Annotated in this window: 17 protein-coding genes; 2 read left to right on the plus strand and 15 right to left on the minus strand. The window is 26.1% G+C overall.

Features of this window, described 5'->3' with window-relative positions; translation table 11 throughout:
* Positions 1-7 precede the first annotated feature (7 nt).
* Both T364_RS0103695 and T364_RS11030 read right to left on the minus strand, forming a co-directional pair.
* Positions 8-760 (minus strand): exodeoxyribonuclease III, encoded by a 753-nt coding sequence (locus T364_RS0103695; protein WP_027128384.1) that lies wholly within the window; start codon positions 758-760, stop codon positions 8-10.
* Between the two features lie 9 nt (positions 761-769).
* On the minus strand, positions 770-2,161 hold the full coding sequence (locus T364_RS11030) for a Cof-type HAD-IIB family hydrolase (RefSeq protein ID WP_081775660.1): 1,392 nt from the start codon (positions 2,159-2,161) through the stop codon (positions 770-772).
* Between the two features lie 149 nt (positions 2,162-2,310).
* Between T364_RS11030 and T364_RS0103710 the strand changes: the two genes are divergently transcribed.
* Positions 2,311-3,945, plus strand: a complete 1,635-nt coding sequence (locus tag T364_RS0103710) for an FAD-binding protein (RefSeq protein WP_027128386.1) — start codon at positions 2,311-2,313, stop codon at positions 3,943-3,945.
* Between the two features lie 131 nt (positions 3,946-4,076).
* Here the strand turns inward: T364_RS0103710 and T364_RS0103715 are convergent, their stop codons facing one another.
* Both T364_RS0103715 and T364_RS0103720 read right to left on the minus strand, forming a co-directional pair.
* Positions 4,077-5,609: an AbgT family transporter gene (locus tag T364_RS0103715; RefSeq protein ID WP_027128387.1), complete on the minus strand. Its 1,533-nt coding sequence runs from the start codon at positions 5,607-5,609 to the stop codon at positions 4,077-4,079.
* Between the two features lie 163 nt (positions 5,610-5,772).
* Positions 5,773-6,624, minus strand: a complete 852-nt coding sequence (locus T364_RS0103720) for a CvfB family protein (protein WP_027128388.1) — start codon at positions 6,622-6,624, stop codon at positions 5,773-5,775.
* A 162-nt stretch (positions 6,625-6,786) separates the two neighbouring features.
* Here T364_RS0103720 and T364_RS0103725 point away from each other — a divergent pair, with 162 nt between their 5' ends.
* Positions 6,787-6,960: an HTH domain-containing protein gene (locus T364_RS0103725; protein ID WP_027128389.1), complete on the plus strand. Its 174-nt coding sequence runs from the start codon at positions 6,787-6,789 to the stop codon at positions 6,958-6,960.
* Between the two features lie 72 nt (positions 6,961-7,032).
* Here T364_RS0103725 and T364_RS11035 read toward each other — a convergent pair whose 3' ends face one another.
* The 11 genes from T364_RS11035 to T364_RS0103780 all read right to left on the minus strand — a co-directional run.
* Entirely contained in the window at positions 7,033-7,503 is a 471-nt protein-coding gene (locus T364_RS11035) for a TlpA family protein disulfide reductase (protein WP_081775661.1), read from the minus strand.
* 14 nt (positions 7,504-7,517) lie between these two features.
* A complete protein-coding gene (locus T364_RS11040; protein ID WP_027128390.1) occupies positions 7,518-8,183 on the minus strand; it encodes a cytochrome c biogenesis CcdA family protein in 666 nt (221 codons plus the stop codon).
* Positions 8,184-8,251: 68 nt separating this feature from the next.
* Entirely contained in the window at positions 8,252-9,451 is a 1,200-nt protein-coding gene (locus T364_RS0103740; RefSeq protein WP_027128391.1) for an FprA family A-type flavoprotein, read from the minus strand.
* Positions 9,452-9,479: 28 nt separating this feature from the next.
* On the minus strand, positions 9,480-10,391 hold the full coding sequence (locus tag T364_RS0103745) for a DUF1385 domain-containing protein (protein WP_027128392.1): 912 nt from the start codon (positions 10,389-10,391) through the stop codon (positions 9,480-9,482).
* 8 nt (positions 10,392-10,399) lie between these two features.
* Entirely contained in the window at positions 10,400-11,926 is a 1,527-nt protein-coding gene (locus T364_RS0103750) for a PP2C family protein-serine/threonine phosphatase (RefSeq protein WP_027128393.1), read from the minus strand.
* 70 nt (positions 11,927-11,996) lie between these two features.
* Positions 11,997-13,769, minus strand: a complete 1,773-nt coding sequence (uvrC, locus tag T364_RS0103755; protein ID WP_027128394.1) for an excinuclease ABC subunit UvrC — start codon at positions 13,767-13,769, stop codon at positions 11,997-11,999.
* Positions 13,760-14,629 carry an RNase adapter RapZ gene (rapZ, locus tag T364_RS0103760; protein WP_027128395.1) on the minus strand — a complete coding sequence of 290 codons (870 nt, stop codon included), beginning with the start codon at positions 14,627-14,629 and terminating at the stop codon, positions 13,760-13,762. Before rapZ ends, uvrC begins: the two co-directional genes overlap by 10 nt.
* Positions 14,630-14,746: 117 nt before the next feature.
* Positions 14,747-15,091, minus strand: a complete 345-nt coding sequence (locus T364_RS0103765; protein WP_027128396.1) for a DUF1667 domain-containing protein — start codon at positions 15,089-15,091, stop codon at positions 14,747-14,749.
* Positions 15,091-16,350: an NAD(P)/FAD-dependent oxidoreductase gene (locus T364_RS0103770; protein WP_027128397.1), complete on the minus strand. Its 1,260-nt coding sequence runs from the start codon at positions 16,348-16,350 to the stop codon at positions 15,091-15,093. The genes T364_RS0103765 and T364_RS0103770 overlap by 1 nt, the downstream gene beginning before the upstream one ends.
* A 13-nt stretch (positions 16,351-16,363) precedes the next feature.
* Complete coding sequence (locus T364_RS0103775) at positions 16,364-17,800, minus strand: NAD(P)/FAD-dependent oxidoreductase (protein WP_027128398.1); 1,437 nt, start codon at positions 17,798-17,800, stop codon at positions 16,364-16,366.
* Between the two features lie 150 nt (positions 17,801-17,950).
* Positions 17,951-18,390, minus strand: a 440-nt coding sequence (locus tag T364_RS0103780) for an FGGY-family carbohydrate kinase (protein ID WP_027128399.1), incomplete at its 5' end; no start/stop codon positions are given.

An 18,390-nucleotide genomic window follows, 5' to 3' on the forward strand; every position in this document is an offset into this window, starting at 1 on the left:
TTTTTATTTATTTTATTACAAGTTCTACAGGACAATGGTCAGACCCTAATATTTCTGTGTGAATTTTAGCTGACTCTAATCTTTCTTTTAAACTTTCTGATACTACAAAATAATCTATTCTCCAGCCAGCATTTCTTCCTCTAGCATTAAATCTATAAGACCACCACGAATAAACATCTGTTACATCTGGATAAAAATAACGGAAAGTATCTATAAATCCATCATTTACTAAATTATCAAATTTTCCTCTTTCTTCATCTGTAAATCCAGCATTTCTTCTATTTGCTTTAGGATTTTTTAAATCTATCTCTTTATGAGCAACATTCAAATCTCCACAGAAAATTACAGGTTTTTTCTTTTCTAAATTTTTTAAATAATTTTTAAATTCATCTTCCCAAACCATTCTATAATCTAATCTCTCTAATTCTGTTTTAGAGTTTGGAGTATATACTGTTATAAAATAATAATCTTCAAATTCTAAAGTTATTACCCTTCCTTCTTTATCATGTTCATCAATTCCTAAGCCATAAGATACACTTATAGGTTCAACTTTAGTAAAAATTGCTGTTCCTGAATATCCTTTTTTTTCAGCATAATTCCAATATTGATGATACCCCTCTAATTGTAAATCAATTTGTCCCTCTTGTAATTTTGTTTCTTGAAGGCAAAAAATATCTGCATCTACTTCTTTAAAAAAATCCATAAATCCTTTTGTTACACAAGCTCTAAGCCCATTTACATTCCACGAAATAAACTTCATACTTCTCCTTTATACATCTAATTTCAAAAATAAGTTTAAAAATTTTCCTACTCCACTATCTTCATTTGATTTAGTATTATATCTTACATTTTCTTTTACTAAATCTTTAGCATTTTCTACAGCCACAGAATAATTTACATCTTTTAACATAGCCAAATCATTTTCGTTATCTCCAAAAACCACTATTTCATCTAAAGCTATTCCCATATCATTAGTTACTATTTTTAGAGCATTTCCTTTACTAGCTTCTTTATTTACTATATCCATTACACTGTCACCAGATTCAAAAATATTTACTTTATCTAAATATTTTTCCTCTACATAATCTCTTAATTTTTTAAATTTTTCTTTATCTCCATAAAAAACTAATTTTTGGTAATCTTCTTTTAAAATATTTTCTTTTTTCTCATCAAAAACAAAATTAAAATTTTTATTTTCTAATGAAAATTCTCTATAATATTCTGTATCTAATTGAGAATAATAGATATTTTTTCTACTTGTAGCACTATAATTTAATCCAACCTCTTTAGCTTTTAAGAAAATATCATAAGATACCTCTCTATCTATTGAAGCTTCATATATAATTTCATCTTCTTTATAAACTCTTGCTCCATTTAGACAGATAAAATATTTAATATTTGGAATATCTTTTAATAAATCATTTATACTTGTTCTATCTCTTCCAGAAGCTGCTATAAATTCTATTCCCTTAGCTTGAGCTTTTAATATTGCTTCTCTATTTATATCAGTTACTTTCTTTTCTTTTGTTACAAAAGTTCCATCTAAATCACTAGCAATAGCTTTTACTGGAAAATCATCTTCTACTACACCTAAATCAATATATTTTTGTAAATAATCTTTTATATATCCATTATAAACTTCTGGCATATATTGAATAATTGGTCTCATTCTTTTTAAAATTTTACTTTTATTAGGTTTGAATTTTCTCCAAGTATGAGCATCAGATGTTACATTTTGAATAAATCCTTGGAATCTATCACAAGCATTAGCAAATTTTGATTCATCAGTTTCCATATTTTCAAATTCATACCATAGATTTAGATACTCTTCTTTTTGGTCTTCAGGCAACATTCCAAAAGTTATATTTGCACTTTCAACCTCTTTTTTATATTTTTCTTCTGGTGAAAATTCTCCATAAGCTGGTGTATCTCCAGCTAAAATCTCTACTATATCATGAATTAATATCATTTTTATCACTCTTGACATATCAACTTCTTTTTTATAATACTCTCTTAGTATAAAAGCTGAAGTTGCCATATGCCATGAATGTTCTGTGTCATTTTCTCTTCTAGTTCCATTTAGTACAAGACTTTGACGAAGAATTCCTTTTAATTTATCAATTTCTATTAAAAAATCTATTTGTTTTTTTAGTCTATCCATCTTTCCTCCTTATCCTAAATTAAATTATATCATAATTTTTTTTTATTGTTAAGATTTCAAACTAAAAAAGAATTTTTCTGTTAATTTATTGAAAAGATTTAATTTTATTTATATAATCTAATATATTAATATTATTTCAAGGAGGAAAATTGAAGTTAGATTTTATTTTAAATTTTGATATTGTTATAGTAGGTAGTGGAATTGCTGGATTAGTTTCAACTAAAGAAGCTGTAAAAACTGGTAAAAATATTTGTTTAATTACAAATGGAAATTTTGGTGGTGGAGCTAGTTATTTTCCTTTAAAAGGTACTTTAGGAATTCAATCTACTTTAAATAATGAAGATAGAGAAAAATTTTTAGAAGATATAAAAAATATTGGAAACAAAATGGAAAATGAAGATTTAATAAAAACTTATATAAATGAAATCCCTGATAATATTTCTTCATTAAAAGAAATTGGTTTTGAACCTTGGTTAAGAAATGATAGAAGACCAGCTTGTTTTGCTAAATATCCTAGAGATATTTATCTTATAAAAGATTGGGAAAAGGCTAGAGAAAAAGGTAAAGAGATATTTTCAAACTTTGAAAACTTAAAAATATTTGAAAACACATCTATAGTTAAAATTATAAAAGATAATGAAAAAATTATCGGAGGAATCTTTAAAAATAAAGATAAATTTTTTGGTATTTCTTCGCCTATTATCATTCTTGCTACAGGTGGAATAGCTGGGAATTTTAAACATAAATTATATCCAGAAGATGTTAACGGAATAGGACATATTGTAGCTTTGGATTCTGGAGCAGAAGTACAAAATATGGAGTTTATTCAATTTATCCCTGGTTTTTTAAAACCAAAGTATAATACTTTATTTGGTGAACATACTCTTAAATACTGTGAAGGAATGTTTGACTTAAATAACAATTTAATTTTTGATGGTATAAATAATCCTGAAAATAAAAATTTATGGATAGAAAGAAGTGGTTATGCTCCTTTTAGTTTTGATTTTGAAAGTCATAAAATAGATTTAAAAATGATAAAATCTTTAGATAATGAAGGGGTAATTTTAAAATATTCAAAAGATTTATATAAAGATGAGGGAGAATTTTATAAAGTTTATTTAAGTTGGTTAAAAGATACTATGGGAATAGATATGTGTAAAGATGAGGTTATAATTACTCCTTTTGTCCATAGTTGTAATGGAGGTATAAAGATAAATAATAATTCTGAAACCTCTGTAAAAGGATTATATGCAGTTGGAGAAATATCTTCTTGCATTGAAGGAGCTAATAGATTAGGTGGAAATTCTGTTGGTGGTTCTTTAGTCTTTGGTAAAAGAGCTATAATTTCAGCCATAAACTACTTAAAAAATTCTGATTTTAAAGAATATTCTCTCTTAGATTTTCAATTAAAATTTAATGATTGGCTAGATTCTTTAATAGATGGAAAAAATATTTTATCTGAAAATGAAATTTTGACTAAATTAAAAGCTATTACTTCAAAAGCTTGTAATATAAAAAGAAATGAAAAAGTTTTAAATACTTCATTAAAAGAAATAGAAAATTTAAAAAATAATTTTAGTATAAAAGAAAATATTAAAAGTAAAGGTTTAGAAATATATTTAAGATTGGAAGTAACTAAAATGTTAATCTTAAGTATGTTAGAAAGAAAAGAAAGCAGAGGAGCTCATTATAGAGAAGATTATCCATATTCTTTAGATGATACTTATAAAATTATTCTTTCAAGAAAAAATAATAATTTTATAGTAAAAATTTTAAAAATATAACTTTATATAAAATATCATACTAATTTATAACTTAAAAAACTTTATGATAAATAATTTTTTTACTTATTGGTGTATATTTTATTTTAGAATAAAAAAGGCTATAGTATATCTATAGCCTTTAATCTTTATTATTACATTACATAATGCATTACAACACCAGGTCCAATAGGAAGTCCTAAGAAGAAGAATATCATTAGTAATATTGTCCATCCAATTAAGAATGTAATTGAATATGGTAACATTGTTGAAATAAGAGTTCCCATTCCACTTTCTTTATCAAATCCTTGCATATAAGCAACTATGAAAGCAAAATATGACATTAATGGAGAAATAATATTAGTAGAAGAATCTCCTATTCTATACATTGCTTGAGTCAATTCTGGAGAGAATCCTAATCTCATAAACATTGGAATAAATACTGGAGCCATAATAGCCCATTTTGCTGATGCAGAACCCATAAATAGATTAATAAATGCTGCTACACAAATAAATGCTACTACTAATGGGAATCCTGTAAATCCTATTGATTGTAAGAAATCAGCACCTTTAACAGCAACTATTGTTCCTAAACTTGTATATGAGAAGTAAGCTATAAATTGAGCAGCTACGAAAGCTAATGCCATATATCCACCCATACTAGCTAATGCTTTACCCATAAGTTTAGCTACATCTTTATCTGTTTTTATTGTTCCAACTGTTTTTCCATAAGCATATCCTGGAATCATAAAGAATAACATAATAATTGGTAATAATCCATTACCCATAAAATTATTTAAATTTCCATTTTCTCTAAATATTGCATTTTCTGGAATTGTTAAGAATCCCATAATTACCAAGAAAATAACTAAAGAAATTCCAGCATTTCTTAATCCTCTTTGCTCTAATTCTCCCATTTCAGTTAATTCTTCTTTATGGTCACCTTTATATTCTCCAAGTCTTGGTTCTACTATTTTTTCAGTAACTACTGTTCCTAATATAGTAATTAAGAAAGTTGATACCATCATAAAATACCAGTTAGCTGTAGGTAATACTGTATAATTAGGAGCAAATATTCTAGCTGCCTCTGTTGAAATTCCTCCAAGTAATGGGTCTATTGTTCCAAGTAATAAGTTAGCTGAGAATCCTCCAGATACCCCTGAAAAAGCTGCTGCTAGACCAGCTAATGGATGTCTTCCAACTGAAGCAAAAATTATAGCTCCAAGAGGTATTAATACAACATATCCAGCATCAGAAGCGATATTTGACATAACTCCAGCAAATACTAAAACAGCTGTTAATAATCTTGGTGGTGTTGATAAAACTAATTTTCTAAGAGAAGCATTAATAAGTCCTGTTCCTTCTGCTACTCCAACTCCTATCATAGCTACTAAAACTGTTCCTAAAGGAGCAAATCCAGTAAAGTTTTTAGTCATACTATTAAAAATATATCTAATTCCATTAGCATCTAATAAAGATTTTGCTTGAAGAGTAATGTCTTCAATCTTTTTAGTTTTCATATTCATTCCTGTATAAGTAACTTCTACTCCTGTTCTAACACAGATTTCTGATATTACAATAACTAATACTGATAATATAAAAAATAATGTTATAGGATGTGGTAATTTGTTTCCAACTTTTTCTACTCCATCCAGAAACTTGTTAAAAAAACCTTTTTTTTGTTCCATATAAAACCTCCGTTTTGTTAAAATGTACGCATTATTATTATATTATATTTTTTTATAAAAATCAACTTTTTTTGTAAAAAAAATACAATATATATTACAAATTGCTTATATAGTATACAAGATTTTTAACTAAAATTTTAATTTCTCTTTTAAAAGCTTTATTTTATTTCTTTAACACAAAATTTTCTCCATTTTTTTCTATAAGTCCTTGTTTTAAAAGACCTCCTATAGCTCTTTTAAAAGCTTTTTTACTTATTCCGAAATAATCATAAATTTCTTCTGGAGAACTTTTATCATTAAAATGAAAAGCAGATTTTAAGATTCTCATTTTTTCTAAAATAATTTTTCCATCATCATCTAATTGTTCAAAAGCTAATTTTCTAGGAGCTAAATCTAATTTTCCATCTTCTCTTACTCTTATAACTCTTGCTGTAATTTCTTGCCCTATTTTATATTCTTTAAAATATTCATTTTTAGGCATCATTCCAAAATATCTATCATCTACAGCTACAAAAACTCCTATATTATTATCTATATTATAAACAGTTCCTGTAACTAAATCATTTTTCTTATAATCTTTACAAGGTAAAAGGAATTTATAAACTTTCATTGTAGCTGATATTCTTCCCTTTTTATCTTCATATAGTCCTACTAAATATTTTTTTCCTATTTCTAATTTTCCTACTTCTTGCCCTTTTGGAAGTAATAATTCCTTTTTTAATCCCCAATCAAGAAAAGCTCCTATTTTAGAATTTATATCTGTTACTTCTAATTTTGCTAAAGTTCCTATTGTAGCATATGTAACTCTTAATGTTGAAATAAGTCTATCTTCTGAATCTCTGTAAATAAATACATCTAATTCCTCACCAATTTCTGGTTTTTTTTCTAATAACTCTAATTCATTTTTTGGAAGAAGTATGTTGTCTTCTTCATTTCCTGTTTCTGCATCTAAGTATAATCCGATTGGAGTATAATTGTTAACTTTTAACAATTGTCTTTTTCCTATTTTTATCATTTTTCCTCCTTAAAATATTTTTCAATAAAAAAATTGATATAAAAATATCAATAGATTAATATTATATCATTTATTGTAAAAAAATCAATTATTATTTTTCTTGACTTTTTTAGTTTGATATGATATCATTTTTGTATAAATATAAATTAACGGAGGAAAATTATGAATTTAAAAGATAAAGTATTAGAATTATTACAAAAATCTGAACCTATGAAAGCTGGAGAAATTGCTGAAGCTCTAGGAGAAGATAAAAAATTAGTTGATAAAGCTATAAAAGAATTAAAAGCTGAAGAATCTATAATATCTCCAAAAAGATGTTTTTATTCAGCTAAATAATAATTACGCCCCTACTAAAAATTCTTATAAATTAAAAGAGAGAACCTTTTATGATTCTCTCTTTTTTATTATCTATTGTCTTACTTTTTCTAAAACATTCTTTATTTGGTCTTTTGTTAGACCTCCCATAACATATCCATAAACATTTCCATTTTTATCTATAACAAAACTTGTAGGAAATGCTGATATAAAATACTGACTTGTTATTTTTTCTCCTTCCTCAAATACTGTTGGAAATGTATAATTATTTTCTTTTAAAAATTTTATTACATTTTCTTTCTTTTCATTATTAACACCTAAAAATATTACATCTTTTTTATTTTCTCCATATTCTTTATAAAGTTCTTCTATTTCAGGCATTTCTTTTCTACATGGAGGACACCAAGTAGCCCAGAAATTTAAAAATACTACTTTCCCTCTATAATCTTCTAAATTATGAATAACTCCATATTGATCTCTTAATGAAAATGTTGGAGCTTTAGCTTCATTTCCATAACTAAAAATTGTAAAAACTAAAAATAATAAACTTATAACTTTTTTCATATATCACCTCATTTTTATAATAAATAACCTATTATTTCATTTAATTTTCCCATAAAAACAATTATTCCTAAAATTACTAATAAAATACCCATTATTTTACTAGTATAATTTACTACATTCATATTTTTTCTAAAAATTTTTATAAAATATGAACTAAATAAAGCAGTTATTAAAAAAGGTAAAGTAAAACCTAAAGTATAAAATCCCATTAAAATATATCCTTGTTTTATATCTTTTAAAGCTGTTATTGTAAATAGTATACTCGAAAGAGCTGGTCCAATACATGGTGTCCAAGCAAAACTAAATGTAAATCCAAATAAAAATGCTACTATAGGATTTATATTTTTTATTTCAATTTCCATTCTTCTTTCTCTTTCTAAAGTAGACACTCTAAATAATCCTATTTGAAAAAAACCTAAAAATATAATAAGAATACCTGAAATTTTACTTATTAAATCTCTATATTTTTGTAAAAACATTCCAAAAGTTGAAAATCCCATACTTAATACAATAAATGCAAAGGATATACCAATTGTAAAAAATATAGTATTTAATATTAATTTCTTTTTATTTTCCAAATTATTTCCTGATAAATATCCAATATAAAGTGGAAGTACTGGTAAAATACAAGGTGAAAAAAAAGATAAAATCCCACCTAAAAAAATTGTTAAATATACCATTATCACTCTCCAATAAAAAAAGTTGTCTTTTTTTAGACAACTTTTTTTCAATAATTGTTATTATAATTTTATAAAGTTTTTAAAATTGAATCCATTAAACTTTCTATTTCTTGCTCTGATTTTTCATTTAAAGATGAAACTATTTTCACTTTTTCTTCTAATACAATCATATTTTTCATTTCTTTTATTATTTTTATCATTTCATCTCCAGCTTTACAAGCCCATGTTCCATTCTCTATTATTCCAACTATTTTATTTTGAACATTTAAAGCTTTCATATCTTCCAAATAATTATGCATAATAGGGAACACTCCCATATTGTAAGTAGGAGAAGCCAATACCAAATGACTATATTTAAAAGTTTCAGCTATTAAAGTTGAAACATCAGTTTTTGATACATCATATACTGCTAAATTAGCTAAACCTTTTTCTTTTAATTTATTAGCTAATGTAATAGCTCCTTTTTCTGTATTTCCATACATTGAAGCATATACAATTAATACTCCATTTTCTTCAGGTTCATACTTACTCCATTTATTATACTTATCTAAAAGTAATGAAAGATTTGTTCTCCAAATTGGTCCATGTAAAGGACATATCATTTTTATATCTAAACCACTTGCTTTTTTTAATAAAGTTTGAACTTGAACTCCAAATTTACCTACTATATTTGTATAATATTTTCTCATTTCTTCTAATAATTCTAATTCTATATTAAAATCATCATCATATAATTTCCCATATAAACAACCAAAAGTTCCAAAAGCATCTGCACTAAATAATGTTTTTGTTGTTGACTCATAACTTACTAAAGCCTCTGGCCAATGCACCATTGGAGCTCCTACAAATGTAAACTCATGTTTACCAAATGATATTTTATCTCCCTCTTTTACCACTATCATATTTTCTTCTTTAATATTTGCACCAAATTGTTTTATAAATACAAAAGCTTGTTTTGAAGCTATCACTTTTATATTAGGATATAAAGTAACAACTTCTCCTATCATAGCTCCATGGTCTGGCTCTACATGATGAACTATTAAATAATCTAAAGCTCTTCCATTTAAAACTACTTTTATTTTTTCTAAAAATTCTTTTCCTTTTGATGAATCAACTGTATCTAACAAAACAGTTTTCTCATCTAACAATAAATAAGAATTGTATGAAACTCCTTTTTGGATAGGATGAATATTTTCAAATAATTCTAAACGAATATCATCACTACCTAAATAATAAAGCTCTTCTGAAATTTTTCTTATATTATACATCTTTCCTCCTATTATTTTGTTAATATCCCTATTTATCTATTTCAATAGCATTTTCTACCTCTTGTCCAAGAGATATTTTCATTGCTACTATTGCTACTTCTAATTGTTCAACACTTGGTTCTTTTGTTGTTATTTTTTGTAATGCCATACCTGGCATTGCTAACATTCTTATAAAAAAATTATCTAAATGTTTGCTAGAAAATCTTTGAAATTCATAAGATAATCCAGCTATTAAAGGCATTAGTAATATTCTTAAAAATACTCTTAATAATATTTTCATATATAATGTTTCTGGTGTTGGCAATATATAATCGATTGAACTAAATACAATAATTGCTATTAACATAACAGTTAATAAAAAACTTGTTCCACATCTTGGATGTAAAGTTGTAAATTTTTTTGCATTTTCTGGAGTTAATTCTAAGTCATTTTCATAGGCATAAATAGTTTTATGTTCAGCCCCATGATATTCAAATACTCTTTTTATATCATCTGAAAATGAAATTCCCCAAATATAAAGTAAAAAGAATACAAGTCTCAATATTCCTTCACATAAATTTACATATCCTTTATTTTCTTGAAATAAAAAACTACTTATTATTGAAGGTAAAACTATAAAAAGTCCTATACCTAAAGCTAATGAAAGAGATGTTGTTAATACTGCCTCCTTGTTTGTTAATTGTTCTTCTTCATTTTCTTCACTTTGATTTGCTGAAAATGTTAATTCTTTCATTCCTATTACAAGAGAATCAAATAAAGTTACCACTCCTCTTACAAATGGAATTTCTGATAATTTTTTTCTTTTTAATGATAAATTTGTTCTTTTATATACAATTTCACCATTAGGTCTTCTAACAGCAGTAGCTATTAAAGAACCATTTCTCATCATAACTCCTTCTATTACAGCTTGACCTCCTACATTTCTGCATCTATTATTCATAAATTCTCCTATTCTATCTCACTATCTTCAGTATTTTTTATTATAACAAAAGTTAAATCATCTACTTGTTGATATCCTTTTCTAAAATTATTAATAGCATCTAATATCATATCTTTAATTTGACATGGAGTTTTATCCTTACTTTTATAAATAACTTCTTTTAATCTTTCTATCCCAAATAATTCTTTCTCATGATTTTCTGTCTCAGTTATTCCATCAGTATAATATACTACTATATCCCCTTTATCTAATTTTAATTCTTTTTGACAATATCTATAATCATCTAAAAATCCTATAGCTACACCTTTTGTTGTATGTAATTGTATCTCATCATTTTTTGCCTTATATACAACTAATGGATTATGACCTGCATTAGAATATGTTAAAATTTTTGTTTTATAATTAAAATTACTATGTAACATTGTTATAAACATATCTTCTGTTATATCAGGATATATTATTTTATTAAGAATTTTCAAAGTATTAGCTGGAGTTAGTTTTTGTATTTCTAAGGTTTTCATAATCGAACGACCTAAAGCCATTAAAAATGCAGCTGGTACTCCTTTTCCACTAACATCAGCTATAGTGATAGAAAAATTCTCATCATCTATCACAGAATAATCATAATAATCTCCTCCTATTTCTTTAGCAGGATTAAAATATTTTTCAATTTGAAGTCCATAAATATTAGATACATTTTGAGGAAGTATTTTTTCTTGAATTTTAGCTGCTACTTCTAATTCTTGAGAAATTCTTTCTTTTACTCTTAAATCAGCATACATTTTAGCATTATTTATAGCTATAGCCACTTGAATAGCTAAAGCTGATATTGTTTCTTCATCATTTGTAGTAAATTTATCTTTATCCTCTACTATGTATATTACTCCAAATTCTTTCTCTTTTATTAAAAGTGGAGAAACTATTATTATTTCCTCTTCTTTTATTGGAAATTCTTTTTTTAATTCCTCATAAACTCTTTTATAATCTCTATAAGTAAATTCTTTTAAAGTTACTTCTGGAAAAGAAACTTCCCCTTTAAATCCTATATCCCCTCTTACTTTTTTATTAACTAGTTTCCCTTCTTCCCACAAATAAAGAGATATTTTTTTAGCTCCTGTCAATACAAAATAAGCATCCAAAATAATATTTATAATGTGGTCTAAATCCATTATTGATAAAACGGTTCTTGAAAGAGCATTTATATTTGATAAAGATGTAACTTTTTCTTCTAAACTTTGATTAGAATATTCTAATTTTTTTGATTTTTCCAACAAAGTATTATATGTTACCTCTAATTCTTTTCTATATTCTCTTAATTCAAATATAGAATTATCTAATTCTAAATCTTGTTTTATTATTTTATGTAAAGTTTCCATGTATTCTTCTTTTAAACCAGCTGGAATTTTATCATATATTTTTTTTTCATTTAAACTTTTTAAAATTTTTTCTATTGTATTTATATTTGTTTTTTCTTGGATTTTTAAAAATATTATAAATGTTATTATTAAAATTAATATTATAAAATATATTAGCATATCCCCCCCAAGTCTACTACATACTAAACTTACTCTATTTTATATTATATCAAAAAAATAAATTTTTGTATTATTTTTTTATTTTTTCAAGTAATTCTATAGCAATTTTTTCAGGTAATATATCTTTTAATTCATTTAAAGTCGCTTCTTTTATTTTCTTTACACTTCCAAACTTCTTTAAAAGTTTTTCTTTTCTTATTTCTCCTATTCCTTTTATATCATCTAATTCACTTTTTAAAACTCTTTTACTTCTTAATTTTCTATGATAAGTTATCCCAAATCTATGAGTTTCATCTCTCACCCTTATTAAAATTTTTAAAGCTTCATCTGAATGAGAAAATCTGTAAGGAATATCTTCTCCATATTTATAAATTAACTCTTCTTTTTTGGCAATACTTAATAAATCAGATATTCCATTTCTACCTATTTCTTCTAATATTTTTCCAGCAGCATTTATCTGTCCAAGTCCTCCATCTATTAAAATTATATCTGGAAATTTTTCTGGTTCTAATTTTGAATATCTTCTTGTTATTACTTCTCTCATCATTTGGAAATCGTCAGGAGTATCTTTACATTCTATTTTAAATTTCCTATAATCTTTTTTTGAGGCTTTTCCCTCTACAGCTACAGCCATTGAAGCTACAGCATCCTTTCCTTGAATATTAGAAATATCAAAACATTCTATTTTTCTAGGATAATTTTTTAGATTTAACTCTTTATAAAGTTTTTCCATTCCCTCTTCTATTACAGTCTTTTTATTATAATAATCTATAATATCTTTATTTATATTTAAAAGAGCCATATCTAATAATTTTTTTCTTCTTCCATCTATTTTAGGATAATATGTATGTACAACTTCATGTTTATTTAATTTTAACCACTCTTTTATAAGTTCATCACTTTCAATATATTCAGCTTGAAAAATTATATTTTTAGGAATTGGATGTTTTGAATAAAATTCTCTAACTACCTCTTGAAAAATATCTCCATAAATTTTATCCTTCAATTTTATAGTACTTGAAGTTTTTCCTAAAATTTTACCTTCTCTCATATTTAGCACACATAAAAATAACAAATCTCCATCTATTATAATTGAAAAAACATCTTCATCTATCCCTTTTCCATATTCAGTAACTTGATTATTTATTACATTTTTTATTTCATTACTTTGATTTCTATAAAAAATAGCTTCCTCAAACATCATTTTTTCCGAAGCATTCTTCATTTTTTCTTGAAGAAGTTTTAAAACTATTTCTCCATGTCCTTTTAAAATTTTTATAATATTTTCTACATTTTCCTTATATTTTTCTTCAATATCTTTATATTTACAAGGTCCATCACACATTTTCATATAATATTTTAAACAAGGTCTTTGTGATATTTTATTCATATCTTTATTACAATCTCTAATTTTAAAAAGTTTTACTAAAATTTTTTTTAAATTCCAAGCTCCTTGAGGATAAGGTCCAAAATATTCTCCACTTTTTGTATCTAAAGCCCTTGTACTTCTTACTATACTTATTTTAGGAAATTTCTCTTTAGAAATTTTTATATATGGATAAGTTTTTTCATCTTTTAATAATATATTATATTTTGGTGAATATCTTTTTATAAGATTATTTTCTAAAACAAAAGCATCTATTTCACTATTACAAATTATAGTTTCAATATCTTCTATATTTTTTACTAGATTTCTTGTTTTTTCATCTTCGTGTTCTCTAAAAAAATATGAATAAACTCTTCTTTTTAAATTCTTAGCTTTACCTACATATATAACTTCATTATTTTTTTTCATTAAGTATACTCCTGGATTTTCAGGAATAATATATTTTTTTATGTCCAGTGTTCTTTCACTCCTTCTCTATGTCTTTTTAAAATTTTTATTCCTTTTATTTCTTTTAAATCTTTTGCCAATCTATTTACAAAAGCAACTGAACGATGTTGTCCTCCACTACATCCAATTCCTATTGATAGATGTTGTTTATTATCTTTTTTATAAAGAGGTAATAAAAATTTTATCATATCATATATTTTTTTATATAATTCTTCTGAATCTTTATTTTCCATAACATAATCATATACTTCTTTATCATTTCCTGTTTTACTTCTAAGTTCCTCCACATAATATGGATTAGGCAAAACTCTTACATCAAAAATTAAATCTTTATCCATTGGTATTCCATATTTATATCCAAAAGATTCTAAATGTATATTTATATCTATATTTTCTGTATTGCTTATTATTTCTAAAATTTCCTTTTTTAATTCTTTAGCTGTAATATCTGTAGTATCTATTACAAAAGTAGCTTTTTCTTTTATAATGCTCATGGCTTTTTTTTCATTTTTTATACTTTCTAATAAAGTTGCTCCCTCTACTGGATGTCTTCTTCTTGTTAGATTATACCTTTTTAATATTGTTTCATTTGAAGAATCCAAAAATAATATTTCAAAATTCATATTTAAATTTTTTAAACAATTATAAATTAACATAAAATCTTCTGCAGTATGAATCGTTCTATTATCTAATCCTAAAGCTAATTTATCTATTTTTAAAGTTTTTTCCCCTCTATCTAAATTCTGTAATAAAAAAATTACCATATTACTTAATAGATTATCCATTGTCACATATCCAGCATCTTCTAAAATATTTAAAGCTGTGGTTTTCCCTGCACCACTTATCCCTGTTACAACTATTATTTTCATTTATTCCTCCCATTTTTTATAATCTATGTTCAAAATAAATTATACTAAATTTTAAGAAAAAACTCCATAAATTTAAAAAAGAGTGGATACCCACTCTTTTTCTAAAATTATTTTTTATTACATATCTCTACAAGCTACTACATCTACTCCAGTATTTAAAACATTTTTTATTACTACATCCCCAACTTTTACTGGTGATTTTAATTCAACTTTTGCTAATTCTTCCATACATTTGAAGTTTAAATCTTTTGGTATAGCACCATTTGTTTTTACAGGTAATCTATGGTGAAGTCCTCCTGTTATTCTTACAGTTGAAGTTATAACTCTTTTTGGAGCTACTAACTCTTCTTTTGCATATTCAGCTCCTCTAGGACATGTATTTCCAGTAACATCTAAAGTATCAGTATCTATAGTTAAATGACATCCCATTGGACAAACAATACATATCATTTCTTTTTTCATTATTTATCCCCTCCTACAAGTTCTACCACAATTTCTTTACCTTTTATAGTTTCTAATTTAGCTTTAGGAATTATTATTTTTTCCATTTCTCCTGGTGCTACATGAGGTTTTTTAATACTAAATACTACATTTTCTCCATCTCTTACTTGAAGAACCATGTTTTTATAAATATTTCTAACTCTCATGAAAACTTCTAATCCTTTTTCAACATTATTTAATCTAAATTTTTGAGGGACTGTATATCCTATTCCAAATCCATTTTTAAGTTCTACATAATCTCCTGTAGACATATCTCCTTTTATATATTTTGCAGCTGCTTTTCCAGCTTTTCTTGCTTCAGCACTTACGAAGTCTACTAAATCATGTACATGTAATACATTTCCACAAGCAAATATTCCTTCAATATTTGTTTCCATCATTTCATTTACTACAGCTCCAGATGTTCTTCCGTCTATTTCTACTCCTGTAGCTCTTGAAATATCATTTTCAGGAATTAATCCTACTGATAATAATAATGTATCTACTTCATATTCTTTTTCAGTTCCTGGAATTGGTTTTCTATTTTCATCAACTTTAGCTATAACTACTTTTTCTACTCTTTCTTTTCCTTGAATATCAATAACTGTATGGCTTAAATATAAAGGTATATTATAGTCATTTAAACATTGAGCTATATTTCTAGCTAATCCTCCAGAAAATGGCATTAATTCTACAACAGCCTTAACTTCAGCTCCTTCTAATGTCATTCTTCTTGCCATTATAAGTCCAATATCTCCAGAACCTAGAATAAGAACTTTTTTACCAACCATATATCCTTCCATATTTACAAATCTTTGAGCTGCCCCTGCTGTAAATACTCCAGCTGGTCTTTCTCCTGGAATTCCTATAGCTCCTCTAGTTCTTTCTCTACATCCCATAGCTAGTATAACAGCCTTAGCTTCTATTAACATATATCCATCTACACTATTTATAGCATGAACATTTTTGTCTGGAGTTACATCTAAAACCATTGTATCTAATTTAAATTCAATATTCATTTCTTTTAATTGCTCAATAAATCTTCCAGCATATTCAGGTCCTGTTAATTGTTCTTTAAATTCATGTAATCCAAATCCATTATGAATACATTGTTGTAAAATTCCACCTAATTCTTTATCTCTTTCTATAACTAAAATACTTTCTATTCCATTTTTCTTTGCTTCTATTGCTGCTGCTAATCCAGCTGGTCCTCCACCAACTACTACCAAATCATATCTCATTTATATACTCCTCCTATTTAGAAATTTTTGTCTCATTTGTAAGTATGTATGCACCTTTTTTATCTAATACAATTTCATTTAACTCTTTTCCTAATTCTCTAGCTAAAATCTCTTGTACTCTTGGTCCACAGAATCCACCTTGACATCTTCCTGTACCTGGTCTACATCTTTTCTTAACTCCATCTACAGTTTTTGCTCCTACCATTCTATGGATAACATCTACAATTTCTCCCTCTGTTATGCTTTCACATCTACAAATTATTCTTCCATATCTAGGGTCTTTTTTAATTACCTCTGCTTTTTCCTCTGGAGAAAGTTCTATAAAATGAATTTGAGGTTTATTTTGTTTAAATACTTCTTTTTTAGTTGCTCCTAGTTTTTCTACTATCATATTTGCTACATCTAATCCAATTGCTGGAGCTGAAGAAAGTCCTGGTGATTTAGTTCCAGCTATGTTATAGAATCCTTTAGCATCAGAAGCCTCTCCTATTATAAAATCTCCTGTACTAGATTCAGCTCTTATTCCTGTAAAGTTTCTAATACTATCTCTATAGTTTATATTTTCTATTGTTTTAGCTGCTTGTCTTCTTATATCATCTAGTCCATGAGTTGTTGTTCCTACATAATCTCTATCTTCTACATCTTCAGCTGTTGGTCCAACCATTATATTTCCATGAACTGTTCTTGTTACTAATACTCCTTTTCCCATTTCTGTTGGACATTGGAATAAAACACTATTAACTAATTTTCCTTGAACTTTATCAAGAACATAATATTCTCCAATTCTTGGATGAATATCAAAATGTTCTTTACTTACCATATCATTTATTTTATCAGCATAAACACCAGCTGCATTTATAACTATTTTAGTTTCAAACTCTCTTCCATCTTTTAATATTACTTTATATCCTGATTCTAATTTTTCTATATTAACTACTTCAGCATCAACTAAAACTTCTGTTCCATTTAAAGCTGCATTTTCTAATAATTTTATTGTAAATTCCCAAGGACCTGTTATACCAGCTGTTCCTGCATATAAAGCTCCTACTACATTTTTATTAATATTTGGTTCTTTTTCTAAAATTTCATCTTTTCCAATAAGTTTTAATTCAGGAACTCCATTTTTTATTCCTCTTTCATATAATGTTTCTATATGTTTTTTTTCTTCTTCTGAAAAAGCTAAAACATAAGAACCAACTTTTTTGTAAGGAGCTCCTATTTCTTTACTAAGTTCTTCATACATTGCTGCTCCTAAAACATTATATTTTGCCATTAATGTTCCTTCTTTGGCATCATATCCAGCATGAACTATAGCTGAGTTAGCTTTTGTTGTTCCATTTGAAACATCATTCTCTTTGTCTAAAACCATAACTTTTAAATTATACTTTGATAATTCACGAGAAACAGCAGCACCCATTACTCCAGCTCCAATTACAATTACATCTAACATATCTTACCCCCTAACTAAAAATAAAAAAAGTCGACAAACTAAGGTAGTATTACTACCTTGTGTCGACTCACTTTTTTCTCCTGTCATTATTCTTTTTACAAATTTATTATCCTATTTTTAGGATTATTTGTCAAGTTTTTTTTTATTTTTTTATTCTTCATCCCATTCCATTGCTCTTTTTACTGCTTTTTTCCATCCTCTATATTTCTTCTCTTTTTCCTCTTCACACATTGTTGGTAAAAATTCTTTCTCTAGTTTCCATTGTGAACTTATTTCCTCTTTTGATTCCCAGAATCCAACTGCTAATCCTGTTAAATAAGCTACTCCTAATCCTGTTGTCTCTAAAGTTTCTGGTCTTCTTACTGATGTTCCTAATATATCTGCTTGAAATTCCATTAAGAAATCATTTGCTGCTGCTCCTCCATCTACTTTTAGATGATTTAATTTTAAGCCTGAATCCTCTTGCATTGCTTCTAATACATCTCTTGTTTGATATGCTATTGATTCTAAAGTAGCTCTTATTATATGATTCTTATTAGCTCCTCTTGTTAAGCCTACTATGGCTCCTCTTGCATACATATCCCAATATG

It is taken from the genome of Fusobacterium perfoetens ATCC 29250 (assembly GCF_000622245.1).
Classification (GTDB): domain Bacteria; phylum Fusobacteriota; class Fusobacteriia; order Fusobacteriales; family Fusobacteriaceae; genus Fusobacterium_B; species Fusobacterium_B perfoetens.

Coding starts and splice junctions, on each gene's coding strand:
- T364_RS0103695 (WP_027128384.1), bottom strand. CDS start 760: ATGAAGTTTATTTCGTGGAATGTAAATGGGCTTAGAGCTTGTGTAACA.
- T364_RS11030 (WP_081775660.1), bottom strand. CDS start 2,161: ATGGATAGACTAAAAAAACAAATAGATTTTTTAATAGAAATTGATAAA.
- T364_RS0103715 (WP_027128387.1), bottom strand. CDS start 5,609: ATGGAACAAAAAAAAGGTTTTTTTAACAAGTTTCTGGATGGAGTAGAA.
- T364_RS0103720 (WP_027128388.1), bottom strand. CDS start 6,624: ATGATAAAAATAGGAAAAAGACAATTGTTAAAAGTTAACAATTATACT.
- T364_RS0103725 (WP_027128389.1), top strand. CDS start 6,787: ATGAATTTAAAAGATAAAGTATTAGAATTATTACAAAAATCTGAACCT.
- T364_RS11035 (WP_081775661.1), bottom strand. CDS start 7,503: ATGAAAAAAGTTATAAGTTTATTATTTTTAGTTTTTACAATTTTTAGT.
- T364_RS11040 (WP_027128390.1), bottom strand. CDS start 8,183: ATGGTATATTTAACAATTTTTTTAGGTGGGATTTTATCTTTTTTTTCA.
- T364_RS0103740 (WP_027128391.1), bottom strand. CDS start 9,451: ATGTATAATATAAGAAAAATTTCAGAAGAGCTTTATTATTTAGGTAGT.
- T364_RS0103745 (WP_027128392.1), bottom strand. CDS start 10,391: ATGAATAATAGATGCAGAAATGTAGGAGGTCAAGCTGTAATAGAAGGA.
- T364_RS0103750 (WP_027128393.1), bottom strand. CDS start 11,926: ATGCTAATATATTTTATAATATTAATTTTAATAATAACATTTATAATA.
- rapZ (WP_027128395.1), bottom strand. CDS start 14,629: ATGAAAATAATAGTTGTAACAGGGATAAGTGGTGCAGGGAAAACCACA.
- T364_RS0103765 (WP_027128396.1), bottom strand. CDS start 15,091: ATGAAAAAAGAAATGATATGTATTGTTTGTCCAATGGGATGTCATTTA.
- T364_RS0103770 (WP_027128397.1), bottom strand. CDS start 16,350: ATGAGATATGATTTGGTAGTAGTTGGTGGAGGACCAGCTGGATTAGCA.
- T364_RS0103775 (WP_027128398.1), bottom strand. CDS start 17,800: ATGTTAGATGTAATTGTAATTGGAGCTGGAGTAATGGGTGCTGCTGTT.